The sequence below is a fragment of the Hungatella effluvii genome (assembly GCF_003201875.1).
Lineage (GTDB): Bacteria > Bacillota > Clostridia > Lachnospirales > Lachnospiraceae > Hungatella > Hungatella effluvii.
In genome coordinates this window covers 136,189-161,626 of record NZ_QJKD01000001.1, presented here as the reverse complement: position 1 = coordinate 161,626, position 25,438 = coordinate 136,189, and the positions used below count along the sequence as shown (strand labels likewise).

19 protein-coding genes are annotated in these 25,438 nt (G+C 51.2%); 18 read left to right on the top strand and 1 reads right to left on the bottom strand.

What is annotated here, in order from left to right; all coding sequences use genetic code 11:
• Positions 1 to 30: 30 nt before the first annotated feature.
• The 9 genes from nusA to DFR60_RS00605 all read left to right on the top strand — a co-directional run bounded on the left by nusA (position 31) and on the right by DFR60_RS00605 (position 9,377).
• Positions 31 to 1,251 (top strand): transcription termination factor NusA, encoded by a 1,221-nt coding sequence (nusA, locus tag DFR60_RS00645; protein WP_110321152.1) that lies wholly within the window; start codon positions 31 to 33, stop codon positions 1,249 to 1,251.
• A 19-nt stretch (positions 1,252 to 1,270) separates the two neighbouring features.
• The gene (gene rnpM, locus DFR60_RS00640) at positions 1,271 to 1,540 is read left to right on the top strand and encodes an RNase P modulator RnpM (protein WP_002600709.1); all 270 of its coding nucleotides are present in this window, start codon (positions 1,271 to 1,273) and stop codon (positions 1,538 to 1,540) included.
• Positions 1,533 to 1,868, top strand: a complete 336-nt coding sequence (locus tag DFR60_RS00635) for a L7Ae/L30e/S12e/Gadd45 family ribosomal protein (protein WP_002600708.1) — start codon at positions 1,533 to 1,535, stop codon at positions 1,866 to 1,868. The genes rnpM and DFR60_RS00635 overlap by 8 nt, the downstream gene beginning before the upstream one ends.
• The gene (infB, locus tag DFR60_RS00630) at positions 1,855 to 5,019 is read left to right on the top strand and encodes a translation initiation factor IF-2 (protein ID WP_110321151.1); all 3,165 of its coding nucleotides are present in this window, start codon (positions 1,855 to 1,857) and stop codon (positions 5,017 to 5,019) included. Before DFR60_RS00635 ends, infB begins: the two co-directional genes overlap by 14 nt.
• A gap of 61 nt (positions 5,020 to 5,080) precedes the next feature.
• Positions 5,081 to 5,443, top strand: a complete 363-nt coding sequence (rbfA, locus tag DFR60_RS00625; RefSeq protein ID WP_055657491.1) for a 30S ribosome-binding factor RbfA — start codon at positions 5,081 to 5,083, stop codon at positions 5,441 to 5,443.
• A gap of 11 nt (positions 5,444 to 5,454) precedes the next feature.
• Positions 5,455 to 6,414 carry a DHH family phosphoesterase gene (locus DFR60_RS00620; protein ID WP_110321150.1) on the top strand — a complete coding sequence of 320 codons (960 nt, stop codon included), beginning with the start codon at positions 5,455 to 5,457 and terminating at the stop codon, positions 6,412 to 6,414.
• A 2-nt stretch (positions 6,415 to 6,416) separates the two neighbouring features.
• Entirely contained in the window at positions 6,417 to 7,322 is a 906-nt protein-coding gene (gene truB / locus DFR60_RS00615; protein WP_110321149.1) for a tRNA pseudouridine(55) synthase TruB, read from the top strand.
• Positions 7,322 to 8,278 carry a bifunctional riboflavin kinase/FAD synthetase gene (locus tag DFR60_RS00610; RefSeq protein WP_207659487.1) on the top strand — a complete coding sequence of 319 codons (957 nt, stop codon included), beginning with the start codon at positions 7,322 to 7,324 and terminating at the stop codon, positions 8,276 to 8,278. The genes truB and DFR60_RS00610 overlap by 1 nt, the downstream gene beginning before the upstream one ends.
• A 46-nt stretch (positions 8,279 to 8,324) precedes the next feature.
• Entirely contained in the window at positions 8,325 to 9,377 is a 1,053-nt protein-coding gene (locus tag DFR60_RS00605; RefSeq protein WP_110321147.1) for a C40 family peptidase, read from the top strand.
• 381 nt (positions 9,378 to 9,758) lie between these two features.
• Here DFR60_RS00605 and pyrG read toward each other — a convergent pair whose 3' ends face one another.
• The gene (gene pyrG / locus DFR60_RS00600) at positions 9,759 to 11,399 is read right to left on the bottom strand and encodes a CTP synthase (RefSeq protein ID WP_110321146.1); all 1,641 of its coding nucleotides are present in this window, start codon (positions 11,397 to 11,399) and stop codon (positions 9,759 to 9,761) included.
• Between the two features lie 253 nt (positions 11,400 to 11,652).
• Here pyrG and ftsH point away from each other — a divergent pair, with 253 nt between their 5' ends.
• From ftsH to DFR60_RS00555, 9 genes are all read left to right on the top strand, one after another.
• Positions 11,653 to 13,713: an ATP-dependent zinc metalloprotease FtsH gene (gene ftsH / locus DFR60_RS00595; protein ID WP_002600699.1), complete on the top strand. Its 2,061-nt coding sequence runs from the start codon at positions 11,653 to 11,655 to the stop codon at positions 13,711 to 13,713.
• Between the two features lie 388 nt (positions 13,714 to 14,101).
• Complete coding sequence (locus DFR60_RS00590; RefSeq protein ID WP_002600698.1) at positions 14,102 to 15,775, top strand: sensor histidine kinase; 1,674 nt, start codon at positions 14,102 to 14,104, stop codon at positions 15,773 to 15,775.
• Positions 15,776 to 15,789: 14 nt separating this feature from the next.
• Positions 15,790 to 17,367: a helix-turn-helix domain-containing protein gene (locus DFR60_RS00585; RefSeq protein WP_025530622.1), complete on the top strand. Its 1,578-nt coding sequence runs from the start codon at positions 15,790 to 15,792 to the stop codon at positions 17,365 to 17,367.
• 201 nt (positions 17,368 to 17,568) lie between these two features.
• The gene (locus DFR60_RS00580; RefSeq protein WP_110321145.1) at positions 17,569 to 19,077 is read left to right on the top strand and encodes a sugar ABC transporter ATP-binding protein; all 1,509 of its coding nucleotides are present in this window, start codon (positions 17,569 to 17,571) and stop codon (positions 19,075 to 19,077) included.
• Between the two features lie 13 nt (positions 19,078 to 19,090).
• Positions 19,091 to 20,095: an ABC transporter permease gene (locus DFR60_RS00575; protein ID WP_002600695.1), complete on the top strand. Its 1,005-nt coding sequence runs from the start codon at positions 19,091 to 19,093 to the stop codon at positions 20,093 to 20,095.
• Positions 20,096 to 20,139: 44 nt separating this feature from the next.
• Positions 20,140 to 21,450: a hypothetical protein gene (locus DFR60_RS00570; RefSeq protein WP_002600694.1), complete on the top strand. Its 1,311-nt coding sequence runs from the start codon at positions 20,140 to 20,142 to the stop codon at positions 21,448 to 21,450.
• A 21-nt stretch (positions 21,451 to 21,471) separates the two neighbouring features.
• Positions 21,472 to 22,491, top strand: coding sequence for an ABC transporter permease subunit (locus tag DFR60_RS00565; RefSeq protein ID WP_110321144.1), 1,020 nt, complete (start codon positions 21,472 to 21,474; stop codon positions 22,489 to 22,491).
• 14 nt (positions 22,492 to 22,505) lie between these two features.
• Positions 22,506 to 24,047 (top strand): sulfatase, encoded by a 1,542-nt coding sequence (locus DFR60_RS00560; RefSeq protein WP_110321143.1) that lies wholly within the window; start codon positions 22,506 to 22,508, stop codon positions 24,045 to 24,047.
• Positions 24,031 to 25,428, top strand: a complete 1,398-nt coding sequence (locus DFR60_RS00555) for a family 43 glycosylhydrolase (RefSeq protein WP_110321142.1) — start codon at positions 24,031 to 24,033, stop codon at positions 25,426 to 25,428. The genes DFR60_RS00560 and DFR60_RS00555 overlap by 17 nt, the downstream gene beginning before the upstream one ends.
• Positions 25,429 to 25,438: the final 10 nt, after the last annotated feature.

The following is a 25,438-nucleotide window of genomic DNA, read 5'->3' as shown; positions in this document are numbered from 1 at the left end:
TATGATGGATGAGAGTAGGAGGATAAAAAAATGAATAAGGAACTGTTAGAAGCACTGAATATTCTGGAAAAAGAGAATAATATCAGCAAAGATACCCTGCTGGAGGCGATCGAGAATTCTCTTCTTACGGCGTGCAAGAACCACTTTGGCAAGGCGGACAATGTCAAGGTGACCATGAACCGCGATACATGCGACTTTTCCGTTTACGCGGAGAAGGAAGTGGTGGAGGAAGTGGAAGATCCGCTGCTTCAGATCAGCCTCGCGGAAGCCAAGATGACGGATCCGAAATATGACGTGGGAGATATCGTACAGTGTCCGATCGATTCCAAGAAGTTTGGACGTATTGCCACGCAGAATGCGAAGAATGTGATCCTCCAGAAGATCCGTGAGGAAGGAAGAAAAGCTCTGTATAACGACTGGTACTGCCAGGAGAAGGAAGTGGTTACCGGTATTGTACAGAGATATTTAGGGAAGAATGTCAGCATTAACTTAGGTAAGGTCGATGCCATTTTAAATGAGGCGGAGATGGTGAAGGGCGAGGTATTCAAGGCCACGGAGAGAATCAAGGTGTACGTTCTGGAGGTAAAGGATACTCCGAAGGGACCGAGGATTTCCGCATCGAGAACCCATCCGGATCTGGTAAAACGCTTATTTGAATCAGAAGTGGCAGAGGTAAAGGACGGAACGGTAGAGATGAAAGCCATTGCCAGAGAGGCAGGCTCCAGAACGAAGATCGCCGTTAAATCCAACGACCAGAATGTGGATCCGGTAGGCGCATGTGTCGGCTTAAACGGCGCGCGGGTGAATGCCATCGTGAATGAGCTTCGCGGCGAAAAGATCGACATCATCAACTGGGACGACAACCCGGCATACTTAATTGAGAATGCATTAAGCCCGGCAAAGGTTATCTGCGTGGTGGCTGACGAGGATTCAAAGGAAGCTCAGGTTATCGTACCGGATTACCAGCTTTCACTGGCAATCGGTAAAGAAGGCCAGAACGCGAGACTGGCAGCAAGGCTGACAGGATATAAGATTGATATCAAGAGTGAGACACAGGCCCGAGAGATGGGATTATTCGAAGAACTGGGTCTGGATTATCAGGAAGACGGAGGTTACGAGGATTACGAAAGCGATTATCAGGAAGATGGAGACACAGAATACCAGGAGGATTACCAGGAAGACGATCAGGAAGATTACCAGGACGGCGGCTTAGAGGAAGACAGCTTAGAGGAAGACAGCCAGGAAAAATAAAACGGGAAGTGATTGAAACGTGAGTACAAAGAAGATACCGCTCAGACAGTGTATCGGCTGTGGTGAGATGAAAAGTAAAAAAGAGATGATTCGTGTGCTTAAGACGGCGGAGGACGAGATTGTGCTGGATGCGACCGGACGGAAGAACGGGCGCGGCGCATATCTGTGTCCCTCCATGGACTGTTTTAAGAAAGCAGTTAAGAACAAGGGTCTGGAACGCTCCTTTAAGACGGCGATTCCAAAGGAAGTATACGAAACGTTGGAAAAGGAGATGGAGCAGCTTGGATGACAGACAGAAAGTTCTTAATCTGATTGGTCTGGCTACAAAGGCCGGGAAGACTGCAAGCGGAGAATTTATGACGGAGAAATCCGTGAAGAGTGGAAAGGCATTCCTGGTGATCGTGTCGGAGGAAGCATCTGACAACACCAGAAAAATGTTCACCAATATGTGTACTTACTATGAAGTTCCAATCTACTTTTTCGGTAAAAAGAGCGAGATCGGTCATGCAATGGGAAAGGAAATGAGAGCTTCCCTTGTCATTCTGGACGCGGGGTTCGCAAAAGCAGTCGTGAAACTATTGAATACAAATGGAGGTAGTAAGTATGAGAGTATATGATCTGGCAAAAGAACTGGGAAAAGACAGCAGTAAAGAGATACTGGATATCCTGGAAAAGCACGATATAAATTTAAAGAGTTCATCCAATATATCGGATGACCAGGCGTCTATCGTGAGAAAAGCGATGGGCGGAGCTGGAAAAAGCAGCGAAGGAAGGCAGAACGCACCGGCGTCCGAGAAGCCGGCGGGTGATGACTCGGCCAGAACTGAAGCAGGCGCGGGTGAGCCGCACAAAAAGAAAATAGCAGCAGTTTTCCGTCCGCAGAACGCGCAGATGAAGCCGCAGCGTCCGCAGGGCCAGGGAAACCGCGATGGAAGACCGCAGGGTCAGGGAAACCGCGACGGAAGACCACAGGGCCAGGGCTATCAGGGAAACCGCGACGGAAGACCGCAGGGCCAGGGTTATCAGGGAAACCGTGACGGAAGACCGCAGAATCAGGGCGGCAGCTATGAGCAGAGAACCGCTGGAAACAACACGGTATCCGGTCAGAGTGTCCAGCCGCGTGAAGCAGCAGATAACACAGTAAATACGCAGCAGGCACCGCAGAGCCAGACAGCGCCGGTTCAGCCGACTCAGACTCAGCCGACTCAGGCTCCGCAGACACAGGCACCCGCAGGCCAGTCACCGCAGGCGCAGCCGCAGCATACCGGTTCCGATCAGAATTCATCTGCAAGACCGCAGGGCCAGGGCTACCAGGGAAACCGCGACGGAAGACCGCAGGGCCAGGGCTACCAGGGAAACCGCGACGGAAGACCGCAGGGCCAGGGCTACCAGGGAAACCGTGACGGAAGACCGCAGGGCCAGGGCTACCAGGGAAACCGCGACGGAAGACCGCAGGGCCAGGGCTACCAGGGCAATCGTGACGGAAGACCGCAGGGCCAGGGCTATCAGGGAAACCGCGACGGAAGACCGCAGGGCCAGGGAGGCTATCAGGGCAACCGTGATGGAAGACCGCAGGGCCAGGGAGGCTATCAGGGCAACCGTGATGGAAGACCGCAGGGCCAGGGCTATCAGGGCAACCGTGATGGAAGACCGCAGGGCCAGGGAGGCTACCAGGGAAACCGCGACGGAAGACCGCAGGGCCAGGGAGGCTATCAGGGCAACCGTGATGGAAGACCGCAGGGCCAGGGCGGTTATCAGGGCAACCGCGATAATCGTGGAGGCAGACCGCAGGGACCGGGCGGACGTCCGGGAACAGGCAGAGACGGAGGAGCCAAGTCCTTTGATACACCGATCCAGGCAAAACCAACGAGCAACAGAGGCAATAAAAACGCCTATAAGAACGATAGATTCGACAAGAGAGACAAGGACGACGACGCAAAGAAGAATCTGGGCAAAGGCGGCAAATTTAAAGCGCCGATCCAGCCGCCGACACACGAAGAGCCTAAGGTGGAGGTCGTTAAGACGATCATTCTTCCGGAGGTCCTGACGATCAAGGAATTAGCGGAGAAGATGAAGCTTCAGCCGTCAGCAATCGTTAAAAAGCTGTTCCTGCAGGGCAAGATTGTAACCCTGAACCAGGAGATCGACTTCGATCAGGCGGAAGAGATCGCTATGGAATACGAAGTTCTCTGCGAAAAAGAAGTAAAAGTGGATGTCATCGAAGAGCTCTTAAAAGAGGATGAGGAGAACGAGGCCGATATGGTTGCCAGACCGCCAGTCGTATGCGTTATGGGCCACGTTGACCACGGTAAAACCTCCCTTCTTGATGCGATTCGTCAGACAAACGTAACCTCCAGAGAGGCCGGCGGTATCACACAGCATATCGGCGCCTACATGGTGGAAATTAACGGACAGAAGATCACCTTCTTAGACACACCAGGCCACGAGGCATTTACGGCCATGCGTATGAGAGGCGCTCAGTCCACAGATATCGCAATTCTGGTAGTCGCAGCGGATGACGGCGTGATGCCGCAGACCGTGGAGGCGATCAACCATGCGAAGGCGGCCGGCGTAGAGATTATTGTGGCAATCAATAAGATCGATAAGCCGAGCGCCAACATCGACAGAGTAAAACAGGAATTATCCGAATACGAACTGATTCCGGAAGACTGGGGCGGCAGCACGGTATTTGTACCGGTATCTGCACATACAAAGGACGGTATTCCGGAGCTTCTGGAGATGATCCTTTTAACCGCAGAGGTGAAGGAGCTGAAGGCCAATCCGAACAGAACTGCCAGAGGTTTAATCATCGAGGCAGAGCTTGACAAGGGAAAAGGCCCGGTTGCCACCGTTCTGGTACAGAAGGGTGTTCTCCATGTAGGAGATACCGTTGCCGCAGGTTCCTGCTACGGAAAAGTCCGTGCCATGATGGATGACAAGGGCCGCAGAGTCAAAGAGGCCGGTCCATCCACACCTGTGGAAATCCTGGGACTGGGTGACGTTCCAAACGCAGGCGAGGTTCTGGTAGGAACTGTAAACGAGAAGGAAGCGAGAAACTTCGCAGAGACATTTATCTCTGAAGGCAAGAATAAATTACTGGAAGATACAAAAGCTAAGTTATCACTGGATGACTTGTTCAGCCAGATCAAGGCCGGCAATATCAAGGAACTGCCGATCATCGTCAAGGCTGACGTACAGGGTTCTGTGGAAGCAGTGAAGCAGAGTCTTGTGAAGCTGTCCAATGAAGAAGTTATGGTAAAGGTAATCCACGGCGGCGTTGGCGCCATCAACGAATCCGACGTATCTCTGGCATCTGCTTCCAATGCCATCATCATCGGCTTTAACGTAAGGCCGGATGTGACGGCGAAGTCCATAGCAGAGCGCGAGAAAGTGGATATGAGACTGTACAAGGTAATCTATCAGGCAATCGAGGATGTGGAAGCGGCCATGAAGGGCATGCTGGATCCGATCTTTGAAGAGCAGGTGATCGGCCACGCCATTGTGCGTCAGACATTCAAGGCTTCCGGCGTCGGTACCATCGCAGGTTCCTATGTCATGGACGGTAAGTTCCAGAGAGGCTGCAGCGTGCGTATTACACGTGCAGGAGAGCAGCTCTACGATGGCCCGCTGGCATCCTTAAAGAGATTTAAGGATGATGTGAAGGAAGTTGCGACAGGTTACGAATGTGGTCTTGTATTTGAGAAGTTCAATGACATCCAGGAAGATGACATGATTGAAGCTTACGCGATGGTAGAGGTTCCCCGCTAGGACTTAAGTGGAAGCCGGGGAATCCTGCCGGAAGGCGGAGCGGCAAAACGAAAGGAAGAACATGCGTAAAAACAGTATAAAGAATACAAGAATCAATATGGAGGTTCAGAGAGAACTGAGCGAGATTATCCGCCTGGAGATCAAGGACCCGAGAATCCATCCCATGACGACGGTGGTTGCAGTCTCTGTGACTCCGGACTTGAAATTCTGCAAGGCTTATATCAGCGTTTTAGGCGACGAGGAAGCCGGCAATGCGACCATCGAAGGATTGAAGAGCGCGGAGGGCTATATCCGCCGCGAGCTGGCCAGAAGAGTGAATTTACGGAATACTCCGGAGATCAAATTTATTCTGGACCAGTCCATCGAATATGGGGTAAATATGTCGAAACTGATTGACGAGGTAACGAAAGATATCAAAGAGTAGGAGGTGTTTCCATGAGCTTTTTTGATACTATGCTTGAGGATGTAGAGACGATGGCGATCATCGGCCATATCCGCCCGGACGGAGACTGTATCGGATCCTGTCTGGCAGCGTACAACTACCTGGAAGAACATTATCCTGATGTCCGAGTGACCGTCTTTTTAGAGGAACCATCCATAAAATTCGGTTATTTAAAGAATATTCAATGTATCTGCAGTGATTTTTCAGTGGAGGCGGAGTTTGATCTCTGCCTCTGCCTGGACTGCAGTGACATGCTCCGCTTCGGTGAGGCGGTGCGGTACTTAAACAGCGCCAAAAAAAGTATTTGCGTGGACCACCACGTGACCAATACCGGATTTGCGGGACAGAATATTGTAGAAGCGAAAGCCAGCTCTACCTGCGAGGTCCTCTTCGGCCTTCTGGAGGAAGAGAAAATAAGCAAAGCGGTGGCGGAATGTATTTACACCGGTATTATCCACGACACAGGGGTGTTTAAATACGACTGCACCTCTGCAAGGACCATGGAGATCGCGGGAAAGATGATGGCAAAGGGAATCGATTTCCCCCACATCATTGACAACAGCTTTTACCGGAAAACGTATATTCAGAACCAGATTCTGGGACGTGCGCTTCTGGAGAGCATTACCTTCCTGGATGGGCGCTGCATTTTCAGCGTGATTCATAAGAGGGACATGGATTTCTACGGCGTGACCAGCGCCGATATGGATGGAATCATCGACCAGCTGAGGATTACGGAGGGCGTGGAGTGTGCGATTTTCATGTACGAGACGGCTTGCCGCGAGTATAAAGTGAGCCTGCGTTCCACCAATGATCTGGATGTGAGTAAGATCGCCGTGTATTTCGGCGGCGGCGGCCACGTGAAGGCGGCAGGATGTACCATGGCCGGCAGTGTTCACGATGTCGTCAACAACTTATCCGCACGGATTTCAGTACAAATTAATGGAGATACTTAAAGATGGCAGACGGTATCATCAATGTATACAAAGAAAAAGGCTATACCTCTCATGACGTTGTTGCGAAAATGAGAGGTATTTTAAAACAGAAAAAAATCGGACATACCGGCACGCTGGACCCCATGGCGGAGGGCGTGCTTCCCGTGTGTCTCGGAAACGGCACGAAGCTCTGCGATCTGCTGGCAGACCGGACGAAGACTTACCGCGCCGTGCTTTTGCTGGGCCTCGAGACCGATACGCAGGATACGACGGGCGTGACGCTCGCCGAATATCCGGTGGCGGTGACGGAGGAAGAGGTGAAAGCGGCAGTCTTAAGTTTTCTGGGCGATTACGACCAGGTGCCGCCCATGTATTCCGCGCTGAAGGTGGATGGGAAGAAGCTCTATGAGCTGGCCCGGGCCGGCAGGGAAGTGGAACGGAAGGCGAGACCGGTGAAGATCCTGGATATCTCCGTGGAGGAGATCGCCCTGCCCCGAGTGACCATGACGGTGTCATGCACAAAGGGGACTTATATCCGGACGCTCTGCTACGATATCGGACGAAAGCTGGGATGCGGCGGCTGTATGGAATCGCTTTTGAGGACGAGAGTCGGCCAGTTTGAACTGAAGGACAGCCTGACGCTCTCCGAGATAGAAAAGCGGAGGGATGACGGCGGACTTGCGGATCATATTCTTGCCGTTGACGCCGTGTTTTTAGAGTATCCGGCTCTTACGATGAAGGAAGAGTTTGATAAGCTGGTCCATAACGGCAATCCGTTCTACCGCAATCAGGCGGAGGGAGACTCCCCGGCGCAGGACAGCCCGGTCAGGGTCTACGACAGCCAGGGGCGGTTTATCGGGATTTACGCCCTGGACCGGGAGAAGAACGTATTGAAGCCTCAGAAGGTTTTTCTGGGAGGAAACAAATGATGGAATATATAACCGAAACAACAGATTTTCAGATTCAGGAGCCTGCGGTCGTGACCATCGGCAAGTTTGACGGACGCCACAGGGGCCATCAGAAGCTGCTGAAGCAGATGCTGGAGGTGAAGGCGGAACGCGGCCTTAAGACGGCTGTATTTACCTTTGATATGACGCCGGGAAGCCTGGTGGGGGGAAAGAAACAGACGGTTATCACCACCAATCTGGAGAGAAGGAATAATCTGGAAAGAATCGGCATAGACTATTTAGTGGAGTATCCATTTACGAAGGAGACGGCCCGTATGGCACCGGAGGACTTTGTGCGGGATATCCTGGTTTCGCGCATGCATGCCAGGGTGATCGTCGTCGGAACGGACTGCTCCTTTGGCTATAAGGGGGCCGGCAATGCGGACCGCCTCGAAGATTGGAAGGCGAAATACGGGTACGAGCTCATCGTCATCCACAAGGAACAGGATGACAACCGGGATATCAGCAGTACGTATGTGAGGGAAGAGCTGGATGCCGGAAATATCGAGAAGGCGAACGAGCTTCTCGGCGAGCCGTATGCCATCCACGGAACCGTGGTGCACGGAAATCATATCGGGGGAAGCGTCCTGGGATTTCCAACGGCCAACATTCTGCCGCCGCCTGAAAAACATCTGCCGACATTTGGCGTTTACGTGTCAAAGGTCTATGTAGAAGGTACTTATTACGGGGGAGTGACGAACATCGGAAGGAAGCCGACCGTAAGCGGGGTATCCCCTGTGGGAGCGGAGACATTTCTGTTTGGTATAGATGAGGATATTTATGGGAAGAATATAGAAGTACAGCTGCTTATCTTTATTCGCCCGGAGAAGAAATTTGACGGACTTGAGCAGCTGAAGGCGCAGATAGGAAGAGACAGGGATTACGCTCTGGCGTATTTAAAGAACCTGTCAGATCAGCAGATAACTCATTTATCATAAACAGCTTCAACAAATCTGAATAATAACTTGCGAAGGAATGTGCATAATGACTGACAAAGCATGGAAAATGCTGGGATTTTGCCTGGCCTGCGGCAGCGCCGTGGTCCTGGGCACAGCAGATGTACAGGCGGCGAAGCCGGAACCTTCCTTCACGTCCGGAAACTCCATAGCGGGATTCGGGACGGCCATGGACAAGCATTTGGAGTCCGTGGAGGAAACGGAGAGCCAGGCGGTGTCCGCCGGTCTTACGCAAGAAAAAGTGGTGTTCGGAACCTTTCGTGATATTTTCAAAAACCTTGGCGTAGCCATGGTGGAGGATTCCCTGAACATCAGAAAAGAACCAAAGAATGACGCGGATATAGTAGGAAAAATGGACAGCCATGCCGGATGCAGCGTGCTGGGAATGGAACATGGCTGGTATAAGATAAAGTCGGGTCAGGTGACCGGCTACGTCTCGGGTAAGTATCTCGCCGTGGGACAGGCTGCCAGGGCATCGGCCTATTACGATATGAAACTCATGCTCCGCGTAAACACGGATACCCTGAGGGTCCGCAGCGCTCCGGATACGGATTCGGAGATCCTGGGCCGTATCCACGAGGGAGAGACGTATGATTTTCTCTCCAGAGCGGGAGACGGCTGGATTAAGATCCGTTACGGTGAAAAAGACGGCTACGCCTACGTGCCGGGCAACGCGGTGGTGGCTTATACCATTCCGGAGGCGGAAAAAGTGGAGAATTCCCTTCGCCAGCAGGTGGTGAACTACGCCGTGCGTTTCGTCGGCAATCCATACCGGTGGGGCGGAACAAACCCGAATACGGGAGCCGACTGCTCCGGTTTCGTGCAGTATGTCATGGAACATGCCGCCGGCATTCATTTAGACAGAACCTCCAGGGAACAGTCCGCGGAGGGACTGGCGGTTTCTTCCACGGCCATGCAGCCGGGAGATTTACTGTTTTATGCCAGCGGAAGCACGATCGATCATGTCGCCATGTATATCGGAGGCGGAAAGATCGTCCATGCGGCCAACCGGAGAAGCGGCATCAAGATTTCAACCTGGAATTACCGGAAGCCGGTGACGATACGGAGAGTGATTCCATAGGCTTTAGTACCTCATGGATGAGATCGGGCCGAAATGGAGAACACCTCCATAAATGCGGCAGAATACGGACAGGAGAAAGCTGTTTGCCAGCTTTTTTCTGTCCGTTCTTTTATTCACAGGAACGCAGTCAAACGCGCTGTTCTCCTTCGGACTCCGTATTTAAATGATGCAATGCCTGAAGCACAAGCTCCTCTGTCCAGCCGGAACACTTCCCCTGAAATGGACAGTCGGAGCAATTTTTACTCAACATGCAGGCGGCGTATGCCCTTAAAAGTATTACTGCTTTTTCCGTAGTCACGATCGTGTCTGCCCCCATTTTCAATGATATTGATAGTATAACCAATATTCTTATTTTATGTGGGCGACAGGATAACTGGGGAATTATTTATCCTGATTTTTAAGCGCCGCCTCGATAAAGCCGGCAAACAGTGGATGCGGACGGTTTGGCCGTGATTTAAATTCCGGATGGGCCTGTGTGGCGACGAACCAGGGATGCTCCGGAAGCTCGATCATCTCGACAATCCGTCCATCCGGGGAAATGCCGGACAGCTTCATGCCGTTTTCGGTCAGAGCCTGGCGGTAGTCGTTGTTGACCTCATACCGGTGGCGGTGGCGCTCGTGAATCGTTTCCTGGCCGTATAGGGCGTAGGCTCTGGAGTTTTTGTCAAGCACACAGGGATAGGAGCCGAGACGCAGGGTTCCTCCGATGTCCTCGACGCCGTTCTGATCCGGCATCAGATGGATGACCGGATGGCCGGTGTCAGGGTCTAACTCAGCCGTGTGGGCGTCGCTGTAGCCAACGACGTCGCGGGCGAATTCCACGATTGCCATCTGCATTCCGAGACAGAGACCGAGGAACGGGATCCCATGGGTGCGCGCCCAGCGGATGGCAGAGATTTTCCCTTCGATTCCCCTGCTTCCAAAGCCTCCGGGCACGAGGATGCCGTTTACACCATCAAAGATCTCGGCGGCATTACCATCGTTTACCTCCTCGGAGTCGACCCAGCGGATGGATACGCTGGCATGGTTAGCCACACCGCCGTGTTTTAATGCTTCCACAACGGAGATATAGGCGTCATGTAAGGAGATGTATTTGCCGACCAGAGCCACCGTCACCTGTTTCTGCGGGTGTTTCCAGCTCTCGATCATGGAACTCCACTCGGATAAATCCGGTTGGGGACATGGGATACGCAGACTCTCACAGGCCACCTCGGCCAGATGCTCCTGTTCCATTACCAGCGGGAGTTCATAGAGTACCTCCACATCGAGATTCTGGAGCACGTGATTTTTCGGAACGTTGCAGAACTGGGCGATTTTGCTGCGGATTCCGTCGTCGAGGGGAAGCTCGGAGCGGCAGACGATGATGTCCGGCTGGATTCCCATACCCTGCAAATCCTTGACGCTGGCCTGGGTGGGCTTTGTCTTTAATTCCTCGGACACTTTTAGATAGGGAACTAAGGTTACGTGGATCAGAATCGCATTTTCATGGCCGACATCGTGCTGGAACTGGCGGATTGCCTCCAAAAACGGCTGGCTCTCAATGTCTCCGACGGTGCCGCCGACCTCGATGATGGCAATCTCCATGTCATCGGAATGCAGGCAGTCTGAGACGCCAGACGCGGTCTGTTCACCGCTGCGGTGAAAACGGCTTTTGATTTCGTCGGTGATGTGGGGGATCACCTGAACCGTGCCTCCGCCGAAGTCTCCGCGGCGTTCCTTTGTCAGAACGGTCCAGTAGACCTTGCCGGTGGTGACATTGGAATTTTTCGTCAGATTTTCGTCGATAAACCGTTCATAGTGGCCTAAATCCAGGTCCGTTTCCACGCCGTCCTCGGTGACAAATACCTCACCGTGCTGGACCGGATTCATGGTGCCGGGGTCGATGTTGATGTAGGGATCGAATTTCTGCATGGTGACGTGATAGCCGCGCGCCTTCAACAGACGGCCAAGGGATGCTGCGGTGATGCCTTTGCCAAGACCGGACACGACGCCACCGGTGACAAATACGTATTTCACTGGCATAAAAATGGTACCTCCTTAAGGTTTTTTGGGGATGTGTCATTTAATAAAAACGATATTATACAACTAATTATTTCAGAAATCCACATTTTCATGAAAAAACTTTCGATTATTAAGTGTAAAATTTGTCTTAAAATACCATGGAATGAAAATCTCTTTATAAGGATTTTATAATTCTTTTCTTGATTTATGGAGAGACTGACACTATAATGATATAGAATGGGTATAGAATATCCGGATTGGAGAATTTACACATATGGATAACAACAACAATCAGAATAATAACAGTAAGATGCCAAAGAACGCACAGGTAATTATTGCATGGGTAGTTACCTTTTTAATTGCGGTGGCAGGGCTGTCCTATCTGCACAACGCACTCTCAGCGAGGACCACGGAAGAACTCAGCTATGATACATTTATGAACATGGTAGATGAGAAGCAGGTAGAGGCCGTAAGCGTCGAGGACTCCAGAATTACAATCGAGCCGAAGAGCACCTGGGAAGGATACATGCCCGGGAAAACATATTATACCGTGCGCATGGATAATGATTTAACACTTGCGGAGAGACTTCGGACAGCCGGCGTAGATACGCACAGGATCCGTAAGGATGGCAACTTCATTATCCAGACCATTGTCAGCTATCTGCTGCTGTTTGGTCTGATGGGAATTCTACTTAACTTTATGATGCGCCGAGTCGGCGGAGGCGGCGGTATCATGGGCGTGGGCAAGAGCAACGCCAAGGTATACGTACAGAAAGAGACCGGAGTCACATTCCGCGATGTAGCCGGTGAAGACGAGGCGAAGGAGTCGCTGACGGAGATCGTAGACTTCCTTCACAATCCGGGTAAATACACGAAGATCGGCGCAAAGCTGCCGAAAGGCGCCCTGCTTGTGGGCCCTCCTGGTACAGGTAAGACCCTGCTTGCCAAGGCGGTAGCCGGAGAGGCGCATGTCCCATTCTATTCGCTGTCCGGTTCTGATTTCGTAGAGATGTTCGTGGGTGTCGGCGCCTCCCGTGTGCGTGACTTATTCAAGCAGGCCCAGGAGTCTGCTCCCTGTATCATTTTCATCGATGAGGTGGATGCCATCGGTAAGAGCCGTGATTCCAGATTCGGCGGAGGCAATGACGAGCGTGAACAGACATTAAACCAGCTGCTGTCCGAGATGGACGGATTCGATTCCTCCAAGGGACTTCTGGTTCTGGCTGCGACAAACCGTCCGGAGATATTAGACCCGGCGCTGCTGCGTCCAGGCCGTTTCGACCGCCGGATTATCGTGGATAAGCCGGATTTAAAGGGCCGTGTGGATATCTTAAAGGTTCATTCCAGAGACGTATTGATGGATGAGAGTGTCGATCTCGACGCGATTGCGCTGGCGACCTCCGGCGCGGTTGGATCGGATCTTGCCAACATGATCAACGAGGCAGCCATTCTGGCGGTTAAGAGCGGCAGACAGGCCGTCGCCCAGAAAGACTTATTTGAAGCGGTTGAAGTCGTGCTTGTGGGTAAAGAGAAGAAAGACAGAATCATGAATAAGGAAGAGCGCCGCATCGTGTCTTACCACGAGGTTGGCCATGCTCTCGTAAGCGCCCTCCAGAAGGACGCGGAGCCGGTTCAGAAGATCACCATCGTTCCGAGAACCATGGGCGCCCTTGGCTACGTTATGCACGTGCCGGAGGAAGAAAAATATTTAAATACGAAGAAAGAACTTCACGCCATGCTGGTCGGGGCCCTGGCCGGACGAGCAGCGGAGGAGCTTGTGTTTGATACTGTGACCACGGGAGCAGCCAACGATATTGAGCAGGCGACCAGAATGGCCCGCGCCATGATTACTCAGTACGGTATGTCCGATAAGTTTGGTCTGATGGGCTTAGCGACTCAGGAAGACCAGTACTTAACCGGCCGTACGGTCATGAACTGCGGCGATGCCACGGCTGCCGAAGTCGACAACGAGGTCATGAAGATGCTGAAGGAAGCTTATGAGGAAGCCAAGGCTCTGTTGTCTGATAACCGCGATGTGATGGATAAGATCGCCGAGTTCTTAATCGAGAAGGAGACCATCACCGGCAAGGAATTTATGAAGATCTTCAGAGAGATGAAGGGAATACCGGAGCCGGAGGAGAAGGATAAGACCGATGCCGACAAGATGGACGATGTGGTAAGCCATAAGGACACGTTCGACGATAAGAAGGAAGAAGCAGTCCTGAGCAGTCCCGCAGCGGAAGAGACTGCGCCAAAGGAACCGTCCCAGGAGACAACGGATACGGAAGAGAAATCCGGATCTGATGAGATGTTCCATATGGGAGTAAAGAGATAAGAATTGAAGAGATAAGAAGTGAGACAGGTCCCCTGATTTCGTATGAAGTCAGGGGACTTCTTTATCAGAGGAATGTTTAAGATTCACATTTCTTTCACATTTAGGGCAAATATTTTTCACATTTATTGGTTATAGTAATACTCGTAAACGTTATTAATAATATAAAACTTTTTTTCATACTCAAAGCCGGTAGGATCCCCCTCTTACCGGCTTCCTCCCTTTTATGGGGGATTTTTTTGATTGGAGACAGATTTTATTGGGGGGGGCAAGTCTGCCTGGCAGCGCGGAATCAGAATCCGTTTACTTTTCTCATTGAAGAAGATCGGATGTTTGGCTATAATGTAAGATACCAGATTACAGTTGCTTTCTATTTAACACGGGGGGAAGTATGAAAGATAAAATTCTACTGAAACACAAGATTCTGTTTTCTATATTCGGCGTCATTATTCTCTTTTCGCTGGTATTCGGAACCGGAATGAGGATGGCAATAAAGCAGATAGAGCAGCAGATTGCCAAATCGAACAATGCCAGCCTGCAGGTTTATTATAATACGCTCCAGAGCGAAATCGAGCGTTCGGAGGTATTTATCACAAATACGGTGTATCATAACGATGCATTTGACCAGTTTCTCGCTCTGCGGGGGGATCCGGGCCGCAGCCCGTTTGTGGGGGAGATTATGGACCGCTTTTCGGAGGAACTGAAGGACAACCAGGACGTTGCGGCGTATCTGCTGTACGATACCGGTACAGGCGTCAGAGGCAGCGTATTTAACTCGATTGTCGGTTACGGCTCTGTGAAGGAAGAAATTACAGATTCCTTCGGAACGTTTCTGGAAGAGGAGGAGGTTCCTCTGGGATGGTTTATAAAAAGGATCGGAAGCCGGTCATTTCTGTGCAGAGTCATGGAGCGGGACAACACTTTTGTAGTGGGAATATACGATCTGCCTCAGGCCTCCAAGAATGCAAAACTCTTTTATTCCTATGAGGGCGAAATCGTATTTTTTAATAACCAGGAGATCTTTTCTAACGAAGACTTCGTTCAGAAGAATGGTATTTATCTGAATTATCTGGACGATTCGGACTACTATTTCTCCAACAGTAAGAACTATATGGTGGTGCAGAAGCAGCTGATCCATTTTAAGGTTGCGCTCATATCAGAATTCTATAACAGCAGTGTGGTGTTAAAATTTCTGTATATGAGCCCGTATCTGTATATTGCCCTGGGATTTGTGACGGTCTGGATTCTGATCGGGTATTTAAAGAGCATTCTGTTTCGTCCGATGGATTCTCTGGTACAGGCCATGCAGAAGATAGAAGAAGGCGATTTAAATGTGCGGGTGGAAGAACAGGGCGGCCGCGAATTCCAGAAGGTACAGCAGGCGTTTAACCATATGATCTCGGAGATCACCACACTGAAGATTAAGAGCTACGAGCAGCAGATTGCCAGGGAAAAGGCACAGCTGTACGCGTTGAAGATGCAGATCCGGCCTCATTTTTTCCTGAACTGTCTCAAGAGTATTTTTGGACTGGCGCAGTCGGAAAAGATCGGGCAGATTCAGAAAGCCGTGGTGTATTTAGGCACTCATTTGCGGTATGTGTTCGATCAGCAGAGCGATCTGATCCCGTTGGAAAAAGAGATGCAGATGTGCGAGAACTATATTGAACTGCATCGGAGCATAGAAAGCGGCCGGGCAGAGATACATATCAGCATGGATGAGGGCGTCAGGATGATGAAGGTACCGCCGGTCAGCTGTCTGACTCTGATTGAAAATTGTATGAAACACGGTATGGCCCAGGACGGAACACTGCAGATCAGGATCGATGCACGGTCCCTGGAGATGGATGGCCGGCACCTGGCGGATATTGTGATACGCGACAATGGACCCGGTTTTCCGGAGGAACTGCTCAGTGAGCTGAACCACCATCTGGATGAGACTGCTGCCCTGACGGGGGTGGGGATTCGCAATGTCATCCAGAGATTCCGCCTGATTTACGGAGAAGATTTCGCTGTTCAGTTCTCCAACCAGGGCGGAGCGAAAATTAACCTGATGATACAGATATGAGGAGAGGGGAACGAATGATGAAACTGCTGATTGTCGATGACCAGCCTTCGGTCAGCGAGGGCCTTAAAAAGGGGATCGCATGGGAGGAACTGCAGATTGACGAAGTATTTGCAGCCTATAATGCCCTGGAGGCGAGGGAGATCTTAAACAGCCGGCCCATTGATATTATGCTGTGCGATATCGAGATGCCGGTGGAAAACGGCTTACAGCTCCTGGCCTGGGTTAAGGAAAAGAAGATGAAAACCCTGTGTATCCTGTTGACGAGCCACGCGGAATTTGATTACGCAAGAGAGGGGATCCGCCTGGGAGCGTTTGATTATGTAGTGCAGCCGGCTCTGTATCCTACCATTGCGGCCACTGTGAAGAAGGCGGTGGAAGCGGTAAAACAGAAGCAGATGAACGAGAACGCCATCTATAAGGGAAAGGCGTTCACGCGCCAGCAGAAAAATATTACGTCCAATGCACTCCGCAATTACCTGTACGGAGACAGCAACTACCTGGACATTGAAAATCTGTCCGGCCTGGGTGTTCTGCCTGACTTTACGGGACAGGGGCATGCGGTGCTGATTCAGATCGTGAAGTGGGTGGGAAAGAAAGAGGACTGGGACAATTACCTGCTGGAACAAAGCCTTCATAACATTCTCAATGAGATCTTTCTGCCAAATGACCAGAAGGTGGCGTTATCCTGTATCGAGGAAAATGTATTTCTGCTGGTGATTCAGTCCACCTCGGATGAAGAAATTACCCAGGACAGCCTAAGCCGGCAGTTTATGTTTTTAAGCAGTGTATGCAGACAGTTTTTCCGGTGTCAGATCGCCTGCTATCTATCGGAGCTTAAGCCGCTCTCGGATTTGAGCGAAGTCTGGCGGCAGTTAAAAGAACGGAAAGAGAACAATGTATCGCTGAAGCAGGGGGTATTTCCTGAATCCGGTAAGGAGGAGAAAAAGGAGTATGTATTCCGTCTGGTATCAGTCAAACAGTGGGAGACCCTGTATGAGGAGGGATATCCGCAGGCAGTCGAAGAGCAGGCGTTTCAGCTTTTGGATGACCTGGCGGACCGGGGGATTCTGGATAAGAAGACGCTGCTCTATTTTTACCAGGATTATATGCAGCTGATGTATACCGTATTTGGGAAACAGGGCGTAAATGTATGCGAGCTTTTTCAAACAGCAGAAGAACTGGAGCTCTACCGCAATGGGATGAAATCCGTAGATGCCATGAAACGCCTGCTTTCCTTTGTCACCTCCTGCTGTCATCCGGAGCAGGAGGTGGATGACGCCCAGGCGCTGGTGCAGACGGTGATGGCCTACGTGGCAGAAAATCTGGAGCAGGAGCTAAGGCGTGGAACCATCGCGGAACTGGTGCATTTAAATCCGGACTATTTAACCCGGACATTCAAGAAGGAAACGGGAATGACGCTGAAGGAGTACATAATTGAACAGAAGATTAAGGCGGCCCAGTCGCTTCTGCGTACCACCAGCCTTCCGGTCAGCTTCGTGGCGGCCAAGGTGGGATATTCCAACTTCAGCCATTTTTCCAAAGCATATAAGAAAGTGATGGGACACACGCCGCAGGAAGAGCGCGACAGGTGAAAAAGTCTGAAAAAGAACAACAGCCGAAGTTTTTTGCAAAACCGGCTGTTCTTTTTTTGCGCCGAAGTCGTTTTTTGACTATAAACGGCCGTTAATTGTGCGGCAGAAGGGAATAAAATCCGATATAATGAGGACTATCAAAGATCCGGTGGGGTGCTCCGGGCAGGAGTGCTCATAGCGGGGGAGGAAGGAGAAGGAAATATGCACGAGAAAGGCGAAGTGCTGGTGGAAGTAAAGGACATGTGCAAAAACTTCGGAGTAACCGTGGCTTTAAATCATGTGGATATCACCATCAGACGCGGTGAGATTCGGGGGCTGATTGGGGAAAACGGCTCGGGAAAATCTACAGTTTCTTCCATTATCGCAGGCATTCAGCCGGCTACCAGCGGGGAAATGTTTTATAAAGGAAAGCCGTGGAAACCGTCTACCAGCCTGGAAGCGGTGAAACAGGGAATCGGCATGATAGTGCAGGAAGCAGGGACGATTGAGAACATTACCGTGGCAGAGAATATCTTTCTGGGAAATTATGAGGCGTTTAAGAACGGCGTCTTCATGAACAAGGCGAAAATGAACGCGGAGGCGGCCAAAGCACTAGAGAAAATAGGGGTGACGACCATAAATCCGGCGCTGCCGACCAGAGTGTATGACATGCAGGACAGGAAGCTGATCGAGATTGCCGGGACCATGTACAATAATCCGGACCTGTTTGTGGTAGACGAGACGACCACGGCGCTGTCGCAGAGCGGAAGAACCATTCTTTATAATCTGATGCACCGGGCGGCAAACGAGAACCGGGCGGTCGTCTTCATCAGCCATGATCTGGAAGAGCTTATGGAACACTGCGATACGCTGACAATTCTGCGGGATGGCGTGATCATTGACAACATGGAGAAGAAGGATTTTGACAGCAATGACATCAAACACAAGATGGTGGGACGGGAAATCAAAGGAAACTACTACCGGGTAGACAAGGATGAATACAGCAGCGAAGTGGTGCTGAAGGCAGACTGTATCACCACCATGAATGCGCTGCTCTGTTTCGACTTAGAGCTTCATCAGGGAGAGATTCTGGGCATTGGAGGTCTGTCGGAATGTGGTATGCACGAACTTGGAAAGGCGCTTTACGGACTGGAGGAGGTGGTAGATGGACAGGTAGTTCTCACGAAGACAGGGACTGTGGTGAAAAACGCGCAGACGGCCTTTAAGAACAAGATGGGATACGTGTCAAAGAACAGAGATACGGAGTCCCTGGAACTTAACGCATCCATAGCGGCCAATATACAAAGCACAGGCCTCGATAAGAACCGGCTGTTCGGACCGTTTCTCTCCTTCCGGAAGGAAAGACGGTATGCGAAGCTCCAGGTTGATTCGCTGGCAATCAAGTGTGTCAATATGCTGCAGCCGGTGAAGGCGCTTTCCGGAGGAAACAAGCAGAAGGTGGTATTCGGAAAATGGATAGCGGATGACGCGGATATCCTGATTCTGGACTGCCCCACCAGAGGCGTAGATATTGGAGTGAAGGCGGCCATGTATCAGTTGATTTACCAGATGAAGCAGAAAGGAAAATCCATTATCATGATCAGTGAGGAGATGCCAGAGCTGATCGGCATGTCAGACCGGCTGCTGGTTATCAGAGATGGAAAGGTCAACGGAGAATTTTATCGAAAAGACGGCTACGATCAGCACAAACTGATCGAGTGCATGATTTAGGGAGGTGGAAGAGATGGCTGAACTTGCTGTTCAAAAGGATGTTCCGAAGCTGAAGGCGGGGGACAGGATTTCAATAATTAAAAACAAACCTTCCTTTTCTCTGGTGTTTTCTGTTATCATCCTGGTGCTGATCGTCGCTTTATTCGGAGGCGTCACGAAGGGGGCCTTTTTTGGCAGAAACGTGTTGATGGGAATCTTCAATCAGGCGCTCATCATCGGTACGATGGCCACCGCGGTGTCCTTTATCTATACGACGGGGAACCTGGATATTTCCGTGGGGAACTCCATGGCGCTGGCGGCTACCATCGGCGCGCTGATTTATAACAGGACGGGAAATATCGCCCTTATGGTGGTAACCGCTGTTACCGTCGGCATTATTCTGATGGTATTCAATTGTACGCTCAGCGTGGTGTTTCAGATAAAAACGGTTACGGTAGCCATTGTGATGATCCAGCTGTACAGTGCGATTGTCAGCGAAATACTGGGACCGGATTCCCTGAAAGTGGATTACAGTGTCTGTAAAATGCTGGAAAATGCCGGATTCCGGTATGCAATGTTTCTGGGATATTTTATACTCTGTATTATCGTATACCATTTCACTCCGGTTGGAAGGCGGCTGCGTTTCGTAGGCGGAAATCCAAACTGTGCGGATCAGACGGGAATCAGCGCGAAGAGATCGACCTATGTCAGCTTCTTCATGGCGGGCATCGGAGTCGGTGTGGCCGCGATCTTTACGATCATCCGGACCGGATCAGTCAGTACGGAGGTGGGAAGCGGTATGGGTATGGATGTGATGCTGGCTACAGTCCTTGGAGGCATGTCTATCTTTGGCGGAGCAAGGTCCAACGCCTACGCGGGGCTGATGGGGGCGCTCACGGTATCGGCTTTAAATAAGGGACTTCTCATGGCAGGGGTATCTTCGACAGCCATACAGGGAGTCCGGGGGATCGTATTTTTGCTTCTTGTATTTTTAAACTCTGAGCGGCCGTCCACACTGCCGACCAGACAGCAGGTATAAAAAACGCGAATCGAGGATTCGCGAAATGGAGAAGGAGAAGAAAGATGAAAAAGAGATTAACAGCAGTATTACTTTGTGCGGCGATGGTGTTAGGGCTTACCGCATGTTCCGGGAAGGAAAGCTCCGTGGAGACGGCAGCACAGACAACGGCGCCTGCGACAGAAGCCTCTTTGGCAGAAGGCGGAGCAAAGACTCCTCAGGACTTCAAGAAGTTTAAGATCGGCGTATGTGAACCGCAGGCCATCGATGAGGTCGTGATCCGCCGCGATTATTATGAAAACTATCTGGCGTCGCGCTATAACGTGGAATTCGTATTTTCAGAGCAGTGTAAGGACACCGATGATGAGCTGACCTTTATCGAGGGCTGTGCAGACGCAGGCTGCGACGCCATCATTTCCTACCGTTCGGTGGACGCCAATCAGATGGCGCAGGTCTGTGAGGAGTACGGAATGCAGTATGTGATTAACACGGCGAGAATACCAGAGGTTGACGGTGCGTTTGAAGGCGGCTATGAGACCTTCCAGGGAAGCTTCGGCGCCGACAATGAGCATGTCGGACAACTCTTCCGGGACTGGCTCTCAAGCAATGCTTCTGACGATGGAAGCGAGGGCTTTATGATTACCTCTTCACTGGCATTTTCCGGAAATATTCAGCATCTCGAGACGGCGATTGCTGCATTGTCGGCTCTGCAGAGCAAATATAATTTGACCTTTGAAGATACGGTGGAAAACCTGGCAAAGACGTCTGCTCCGATCGAGGTTGCCAACGACAAGGGAATCAACATTTACATCTATCCGGGAAGCCCCAGCGGCATGGAAGGATGGCTGGAAGGAGTCAGCGCGGCGCTTCAGACCGGCAAATACGGCGTATTGATCCATTCCGGACAGAGCTATGCGCAGACCGCGGTTGTAGTGGACGAGGTGGAAAAGAACTTTGACAAGGATATTAAGGTGGCTTCAATCGCGTCGATGTCGGAATCGTTGATCAATGCGTTTAACACACAGGATAAGTTCGGGAATTCTTCTCTGAATATGGCTTCTTTAAAATCCACCAGTCTGGTGAGCAGCATGGGTTTTATATCCGTCTATAATGCATTGACCGGCTATGCCGCTTTAAATGACAGCAGTGAAAATGAAAAGAGGACTTTAAGCTTCCGCATGTGGTCCCTTGACACGCTCGATCAGATCAATACGTGCGCCAATTGGGACGTCAAGGGCGGAGACAAATGGATCATGGATGAGAGCATGATTAATCAGTGTCTGGGCATAATGAATCCGGACCTGACTGCGGACGATGTACAGGCGGTTTATAATGGCATGACGTATGAGAGTACGCTGGAGCGCCTGGGTAAATAATGCGGATTGAAGGAGAGTAGGATGAAACAGAGGACTCTGGAATATCGGATAAAAAATGTAATACAGCTGATCAGTCTTCCCCTTATTGTGTTTGCTGTTATGAATGTGCTGGACTTGAGCATCGCCGGTACCAGGACGGTCAGTACAATCACGGATTTAAAGACACTGCTTCGGACGGGACTCACATGCTATTGCTTTGCCCTGGCCTTAAACTGTAATCTTCTGTCCGGCCGCATGGACTTATCAGCGGGTGCGCAGATGTATATGGGGTGCGTATTCGGCGGTAATCTGGCGCTGCAGCTTCATTTGGGCGGAGTCGGGATCCTCGTGCTCAGTATGGCGGTGGGCGCTCTGTGCGGACTTCTGGTGGGACTGCTATTTGTAAATTTAAGAATTCTTCCCATGGTACTGGGAATCGGCATGACTCTGATTTTCGAATGCTTTTCCTTCGGCGCTTACAATCAGCAGGGACTGATGATATACGGAAAATCGGGGGTATCCATACTGTCAAATGTAACCTTTATTCTGGCGGTTGCCGCGGCGCTGCTGCTCATTATGACATTTCTGTTTCAGTACAGCAGCTTTGGCTATAAGAGACGGGCGATTCAGGGCGACCAGAAGCTGGCGTCGGATGCGGGAATCAATATCTTTGTGAACTGCGTCATCTGCTATACGCTGGCAGGCGCGCTGGTAGCCTGCGCCGGAGTTTTTGACACAGCGTACAAGGGGTCTCTGACACCAGTACTGGGCATGAGCAGCAATGGAAGTGTATTCAGCAACATGTTTCCGCTGTTCCTCGGCGTGTTCATCGGAGCTTACGTCGGCAACCCAATTCTCGGTGTGCTGTCGGGGGCAGTCAGTGTAAGGCTGCTGATTCTGGGACTGTCGAAGCTTTCCCTGGAAGGAAGCGTGCAGAATATCATTGTCTATTCCCTTTTTCTGATCTTCATGATTTACCGGATGAACGTGGATAAGTTCTCCTATGCGAAGAAGAAGCGGGAACGGATCAGGCTGGCGCAGCAGACCAGACAGGCGGTTTAATAGGAGACTTTATCATGAGAGCGATTATGGTTATGTATGATTCACTGAGGCGGGACATAATTCCCTGTTTTGGAGAGAAAAAGGTTCCGATGCCGAATTTTGAAAGGCTGGCCCGGCATACGGTCATGTTTGACAACAGCTACGTGTGCAGTCTGCCCTGTATGCCGGCCAGAAGAGAGCTGCACACTGGAAGGGCCAATTTCCTGCACAGAAGCTGGGGACCAATGGAGCCGTTTGATGATTCCATGCCGGAGATGCTTAAAAAGGCGGGTATTCACTCCCATCTTTCCACAGACCATTACCATTATATGGAGGATGGGGGCGCTACCTATCACCCGCGTTTTTCTACATGGGAATGCTACAGAGGACAGGAATCTGATGCATGGGTGGGAGATTGTTCAAAGAAAGAACCGGAATTTGCACCGGTTCTTTTAAGCCCGGAGTCTCAGCCGGAACGGCTTCAGAATATCAGAAAGATAAGCGGCTGGCAGAATATGGCCAACCGGACCCGGATGAGAAAGGAGGAGGAGTATCCCCAGACGCTGACGTTTGACGGAGGAATCCGTTTCATTGAGGATAACATCGATTGTGACAACTGGTATGTCCAGATTGAAACCTTTGATCCCCATGAACCGTTCGACTCCCCGGAACCGTATCAGGCCGCCTGGTTCGATCCGGACCGTCCGTTTGTTCCGGACTGGCCTCCCTATGCTGAGGCGCATGAAGACCCGGAAACCATAAAACAGATGCAGAAAAAGTATTACGCACTTGCTCAGTTCTGTGACAGGAGTCTGGGCCGGATTTTAGACCGTATGGATCGATACGATATGTGGAAGGACACCATGCTTATCGTGAATACCGACCACGGTTTTCTTCTGGGTGAGCATGGCTGGTGGGCAAAAAACAATACGCTGGAATACAACGAGGTGGCGCATACTCCGCTGTTTATCTGGGACCCGCGGTATAAAACGGCGGGAGAGCACAGAACGTCACTGGTGCAGACCATCGATCTGGCACCGACAATCCTGGAATTCTTCGGACTGCCTGTTCCGGAGCGGATGAAGGGGAAGGCGCTGGGCCCGGTGATAGAATTGGATGCAGCGGTTCGCCAATACGGAATATACGGGGTACATGGAGGTCCGGTCTGTGTAACAGATGGAAAGACCGTTTATATGCGGGCTGTGAGAAATCCGGAGGAGAAAGCCCTGGAATATACTCTGATGCCGACCCATATGGTGGGCATGTTCAGCCACGACGAACTGCGGGAAATGCGCCTGCACGAGGGCTTTTCCTTTACCAGGGGCTGCAGGGTCATGGAGATACCGGTTATGCCAACCCGCAATCCGGGGAAGCTGGAACACGATATTCTGTTCGATCTGCAGTCAGATCCCGGCCAGCAGAAGCCGTTCCGGGACGCAGAGACAGAAGGTAGAATGGAAAGGGCGCTGATCGGTCTGTTAAAGGACAACGACGCGCCGAAGTATTTATACAAACGGTTTGGACTGGATTATATTCCGGGGAAGAGGGAGGAAGCTGTCCATGAAACAGATTTGTAATCCGTATTTGCCTCTATGTGAGTATATACCAGATGGAGAACCTCACGTATTCGGCGGCCGGCTGTACCTATATGGCTCTCATGACCGGGAAAATGGCGATGAATTCTGCGAACTGGACTATGTCTGCTACTCCGCCGATGCCTGTGACCTTACGGAGTGGCGGTATGAGGGCGTTATTTACAGAAAGGACCAGGATCCGGACAATCCGGATGGCAGTTTATGCCTTTATGCGCCGGATGTCTGTATGGGACCGGATGGAAGGTATTATCTCTATTACTGCCTGAAATTCTGTGACTTCATCTCCGTAGCAGTCTGCGATACACCGGCGGGGCGGTATGAATACTACGGGAAGGCAGCATACCCCGATGGCAGGCTGTTAAGTGAGAATCTTCCTTACGATCCCGCCGTTCTGGTTGAGGACGGTAAGGTGTATCTTTATTATGGCTTTGCGCCGACAACCCTGCAGATTCCAAGATACAGGGGAGCAGAGATGCCGGGAGGGAGCGTCGTCGAGCTGGAGGCCGACATGCGGACCGTGAAGCGGGGACCGTATGTAGTGCTTCCCAGTTCCGAATATGGAACCGGAACCTCATTCGAGGGACACGAGTATTTTGAAGCGCCCTCCATTCGAAAAATCGGAGAGCTCTACTATCTGGTCTATTCCTCGGTCCACGCACATGAACTCTGTTATGCGGTAAGCAGAGATCCCATGGGAGGCTTTCTGTTCGGCGGAGTCATCGTCAGCAATGGGGATATCGGCTATGAGGGACGAAAAACGGAAGACCGGCTGATGGCGATAGGAAATAACCACGGAGGACTGGTCTGTGTAAAGGATCAATGGTATATCTTCTACCACCGCCACACCCATACCAATGCCTATAACCGGCAGGGCTGTGCGGAGCCGGTATTCTTAGATAAAAATGGGCGGATTGAGCAGGTTACCATCACAAGCAGCGGATTAAACAACGGTCCTCTGGCAGGACAGGGGACGTATCCGGCAGTGATCTGCTGCAATTTGACGGACGGCCATATGCCGATGATGCCGTCTAAGGGAAGGGGAAATGAGGCAGCGGATTTTCCCAATATTACGGACATGGGCGGCGAGCACTTTCTTACAGGCATAAAGGACGGGACACGGATCGGATATAAGTATATCGAGTTAAGATCCGCAGCGGGTATCCGTGTCACATATCGCGGCCATGCGGCGGGAACGCTTCTGATTGGCACGGAAAGAGAACAGAGATTTAGCATTCCGATCCTTCCTGCGGATGACTGGACGGATGCGGAAACAGAGGTCCGGTTTACAGAGGAACGTGAACTGTACTTCGTATATCAGGGGGCGGGGCACATGGAGATGCTCTCTTTTACATTTTTCCAGTGAAGGCGCACCG

Bases quoted from the DNA above. Each gene is read 5' to 3' on its own strand.
- infB (WP_110321151.1), top strand. From the start codon at position 1,855: ATGAGAGTATATGATCTGGCAAAAGAACTGGGAAAAGACAGCAGTAAA.
- DFR60_RS00580 (WP_110321145.1), top strand. From the start codon at position 17,569: ATGCACGAGAAAGGCGAAGTGCTGGTGGAAGTAAAGGACATGTGCAAA.
- DFR60_RS00555 (WP_110321142.1), top strand. From the start codon at position 24,031: ATGAAACAGATTTGTAATCCGTATTTGCCTCTATGTGAGTATATACCA.
- DFR60_RS00590 (WP_002600698.1), top strand. From the start codon at position 14,102: ATGAAAGATAAAATTCTACTGAAACACAAGATTCTGTTTTCTATATTC.
- DFR60_RS00560 (WP_110321143.1), top strand. From the start codon at position 22,506: ATGAGAGCGATTATGGTTATGTATGATTCACTGAGGCGGGACATAATT.
- nusA (WP_110321152.1), top strand. From the start codon at position 31: ATGAATAAGGAACTGTTAGAAGCACTGAATATTCTGGAAAAAGAGAAT.
- ftsH (WP_002600699.1), top strand. From the start codon at position 11,653: ATGGATAACAACAACAATCAGAATAATAACAGTAAGATGCCAAAGAAC.
- DFR60_RS00565 (WP_110321144.1), top strand. From the start codon at position 21,472: ATGAAACAGAGGACTCTGGAATATCGGATAAAAAATGTAATACAGCTG.
- rbfA (WP_055657491.1), top strand. From the start codon at position 5,081: ATGCGTAAAAACAGTATAAAGAATACAAGAATCAATATGGAGGTTCAG.
- DFR60_RS00620 (WP_110321150.1), top strand. From the start codon at position 5,455: ATGAGCTTTTTTGATACTATGCTTGAGGATGTAGAGACGATGGCGATC.
- DFR60_RS00575 (WP_002600695.1), top strand. From the start codon at position 19,091: ATGGCTGAACTTGCTGTTCAAAAGGATGTTCCGAAGCTGAAGGCGGGG.
- DFR60_RS00605 (WP_110321147.1), top strand. From the start codon at position 8,325: ATGACTGACAAAGCATGGAAAATGCTGGGATTTTGCCTGGCCTGCGGC.
- DFR60_RS00610 (WP_207659487.1), top strand. From the start codon at position 7,322: ATGGAATATATAACCGAAACAACAGATTTTCAGATTCAGGAGCCTGCG.
- DFR60_RS00570 (WP_002600694.1), top strand. From the start codon at position 20,140: ATGAAAAAGAGATTAACAGCAGTATTACTTTGTGCGGCGATGGTGTTA.
- DFR60_RS00585 (WP_025530622.1), top strand. From the start codon at position 15,790: ATGATGAAACTGCTGATTGTCGATGACCAGCCTTCGGTCAGCGAGGGC.
- pyrG (WP_110321146.1), bottom strand. From the start codon at position 11,399: ATGCCAGTGAAATACGTATTTGTCACCGGTGGCGTCGTGTCCGGTCTT.
- truB (WP_110321149.1), top strand. From the start codon at position 6,417: ATGGCAGACGGTATCATCAATGTATACAAAGAAAAAGGCTATACCTCT.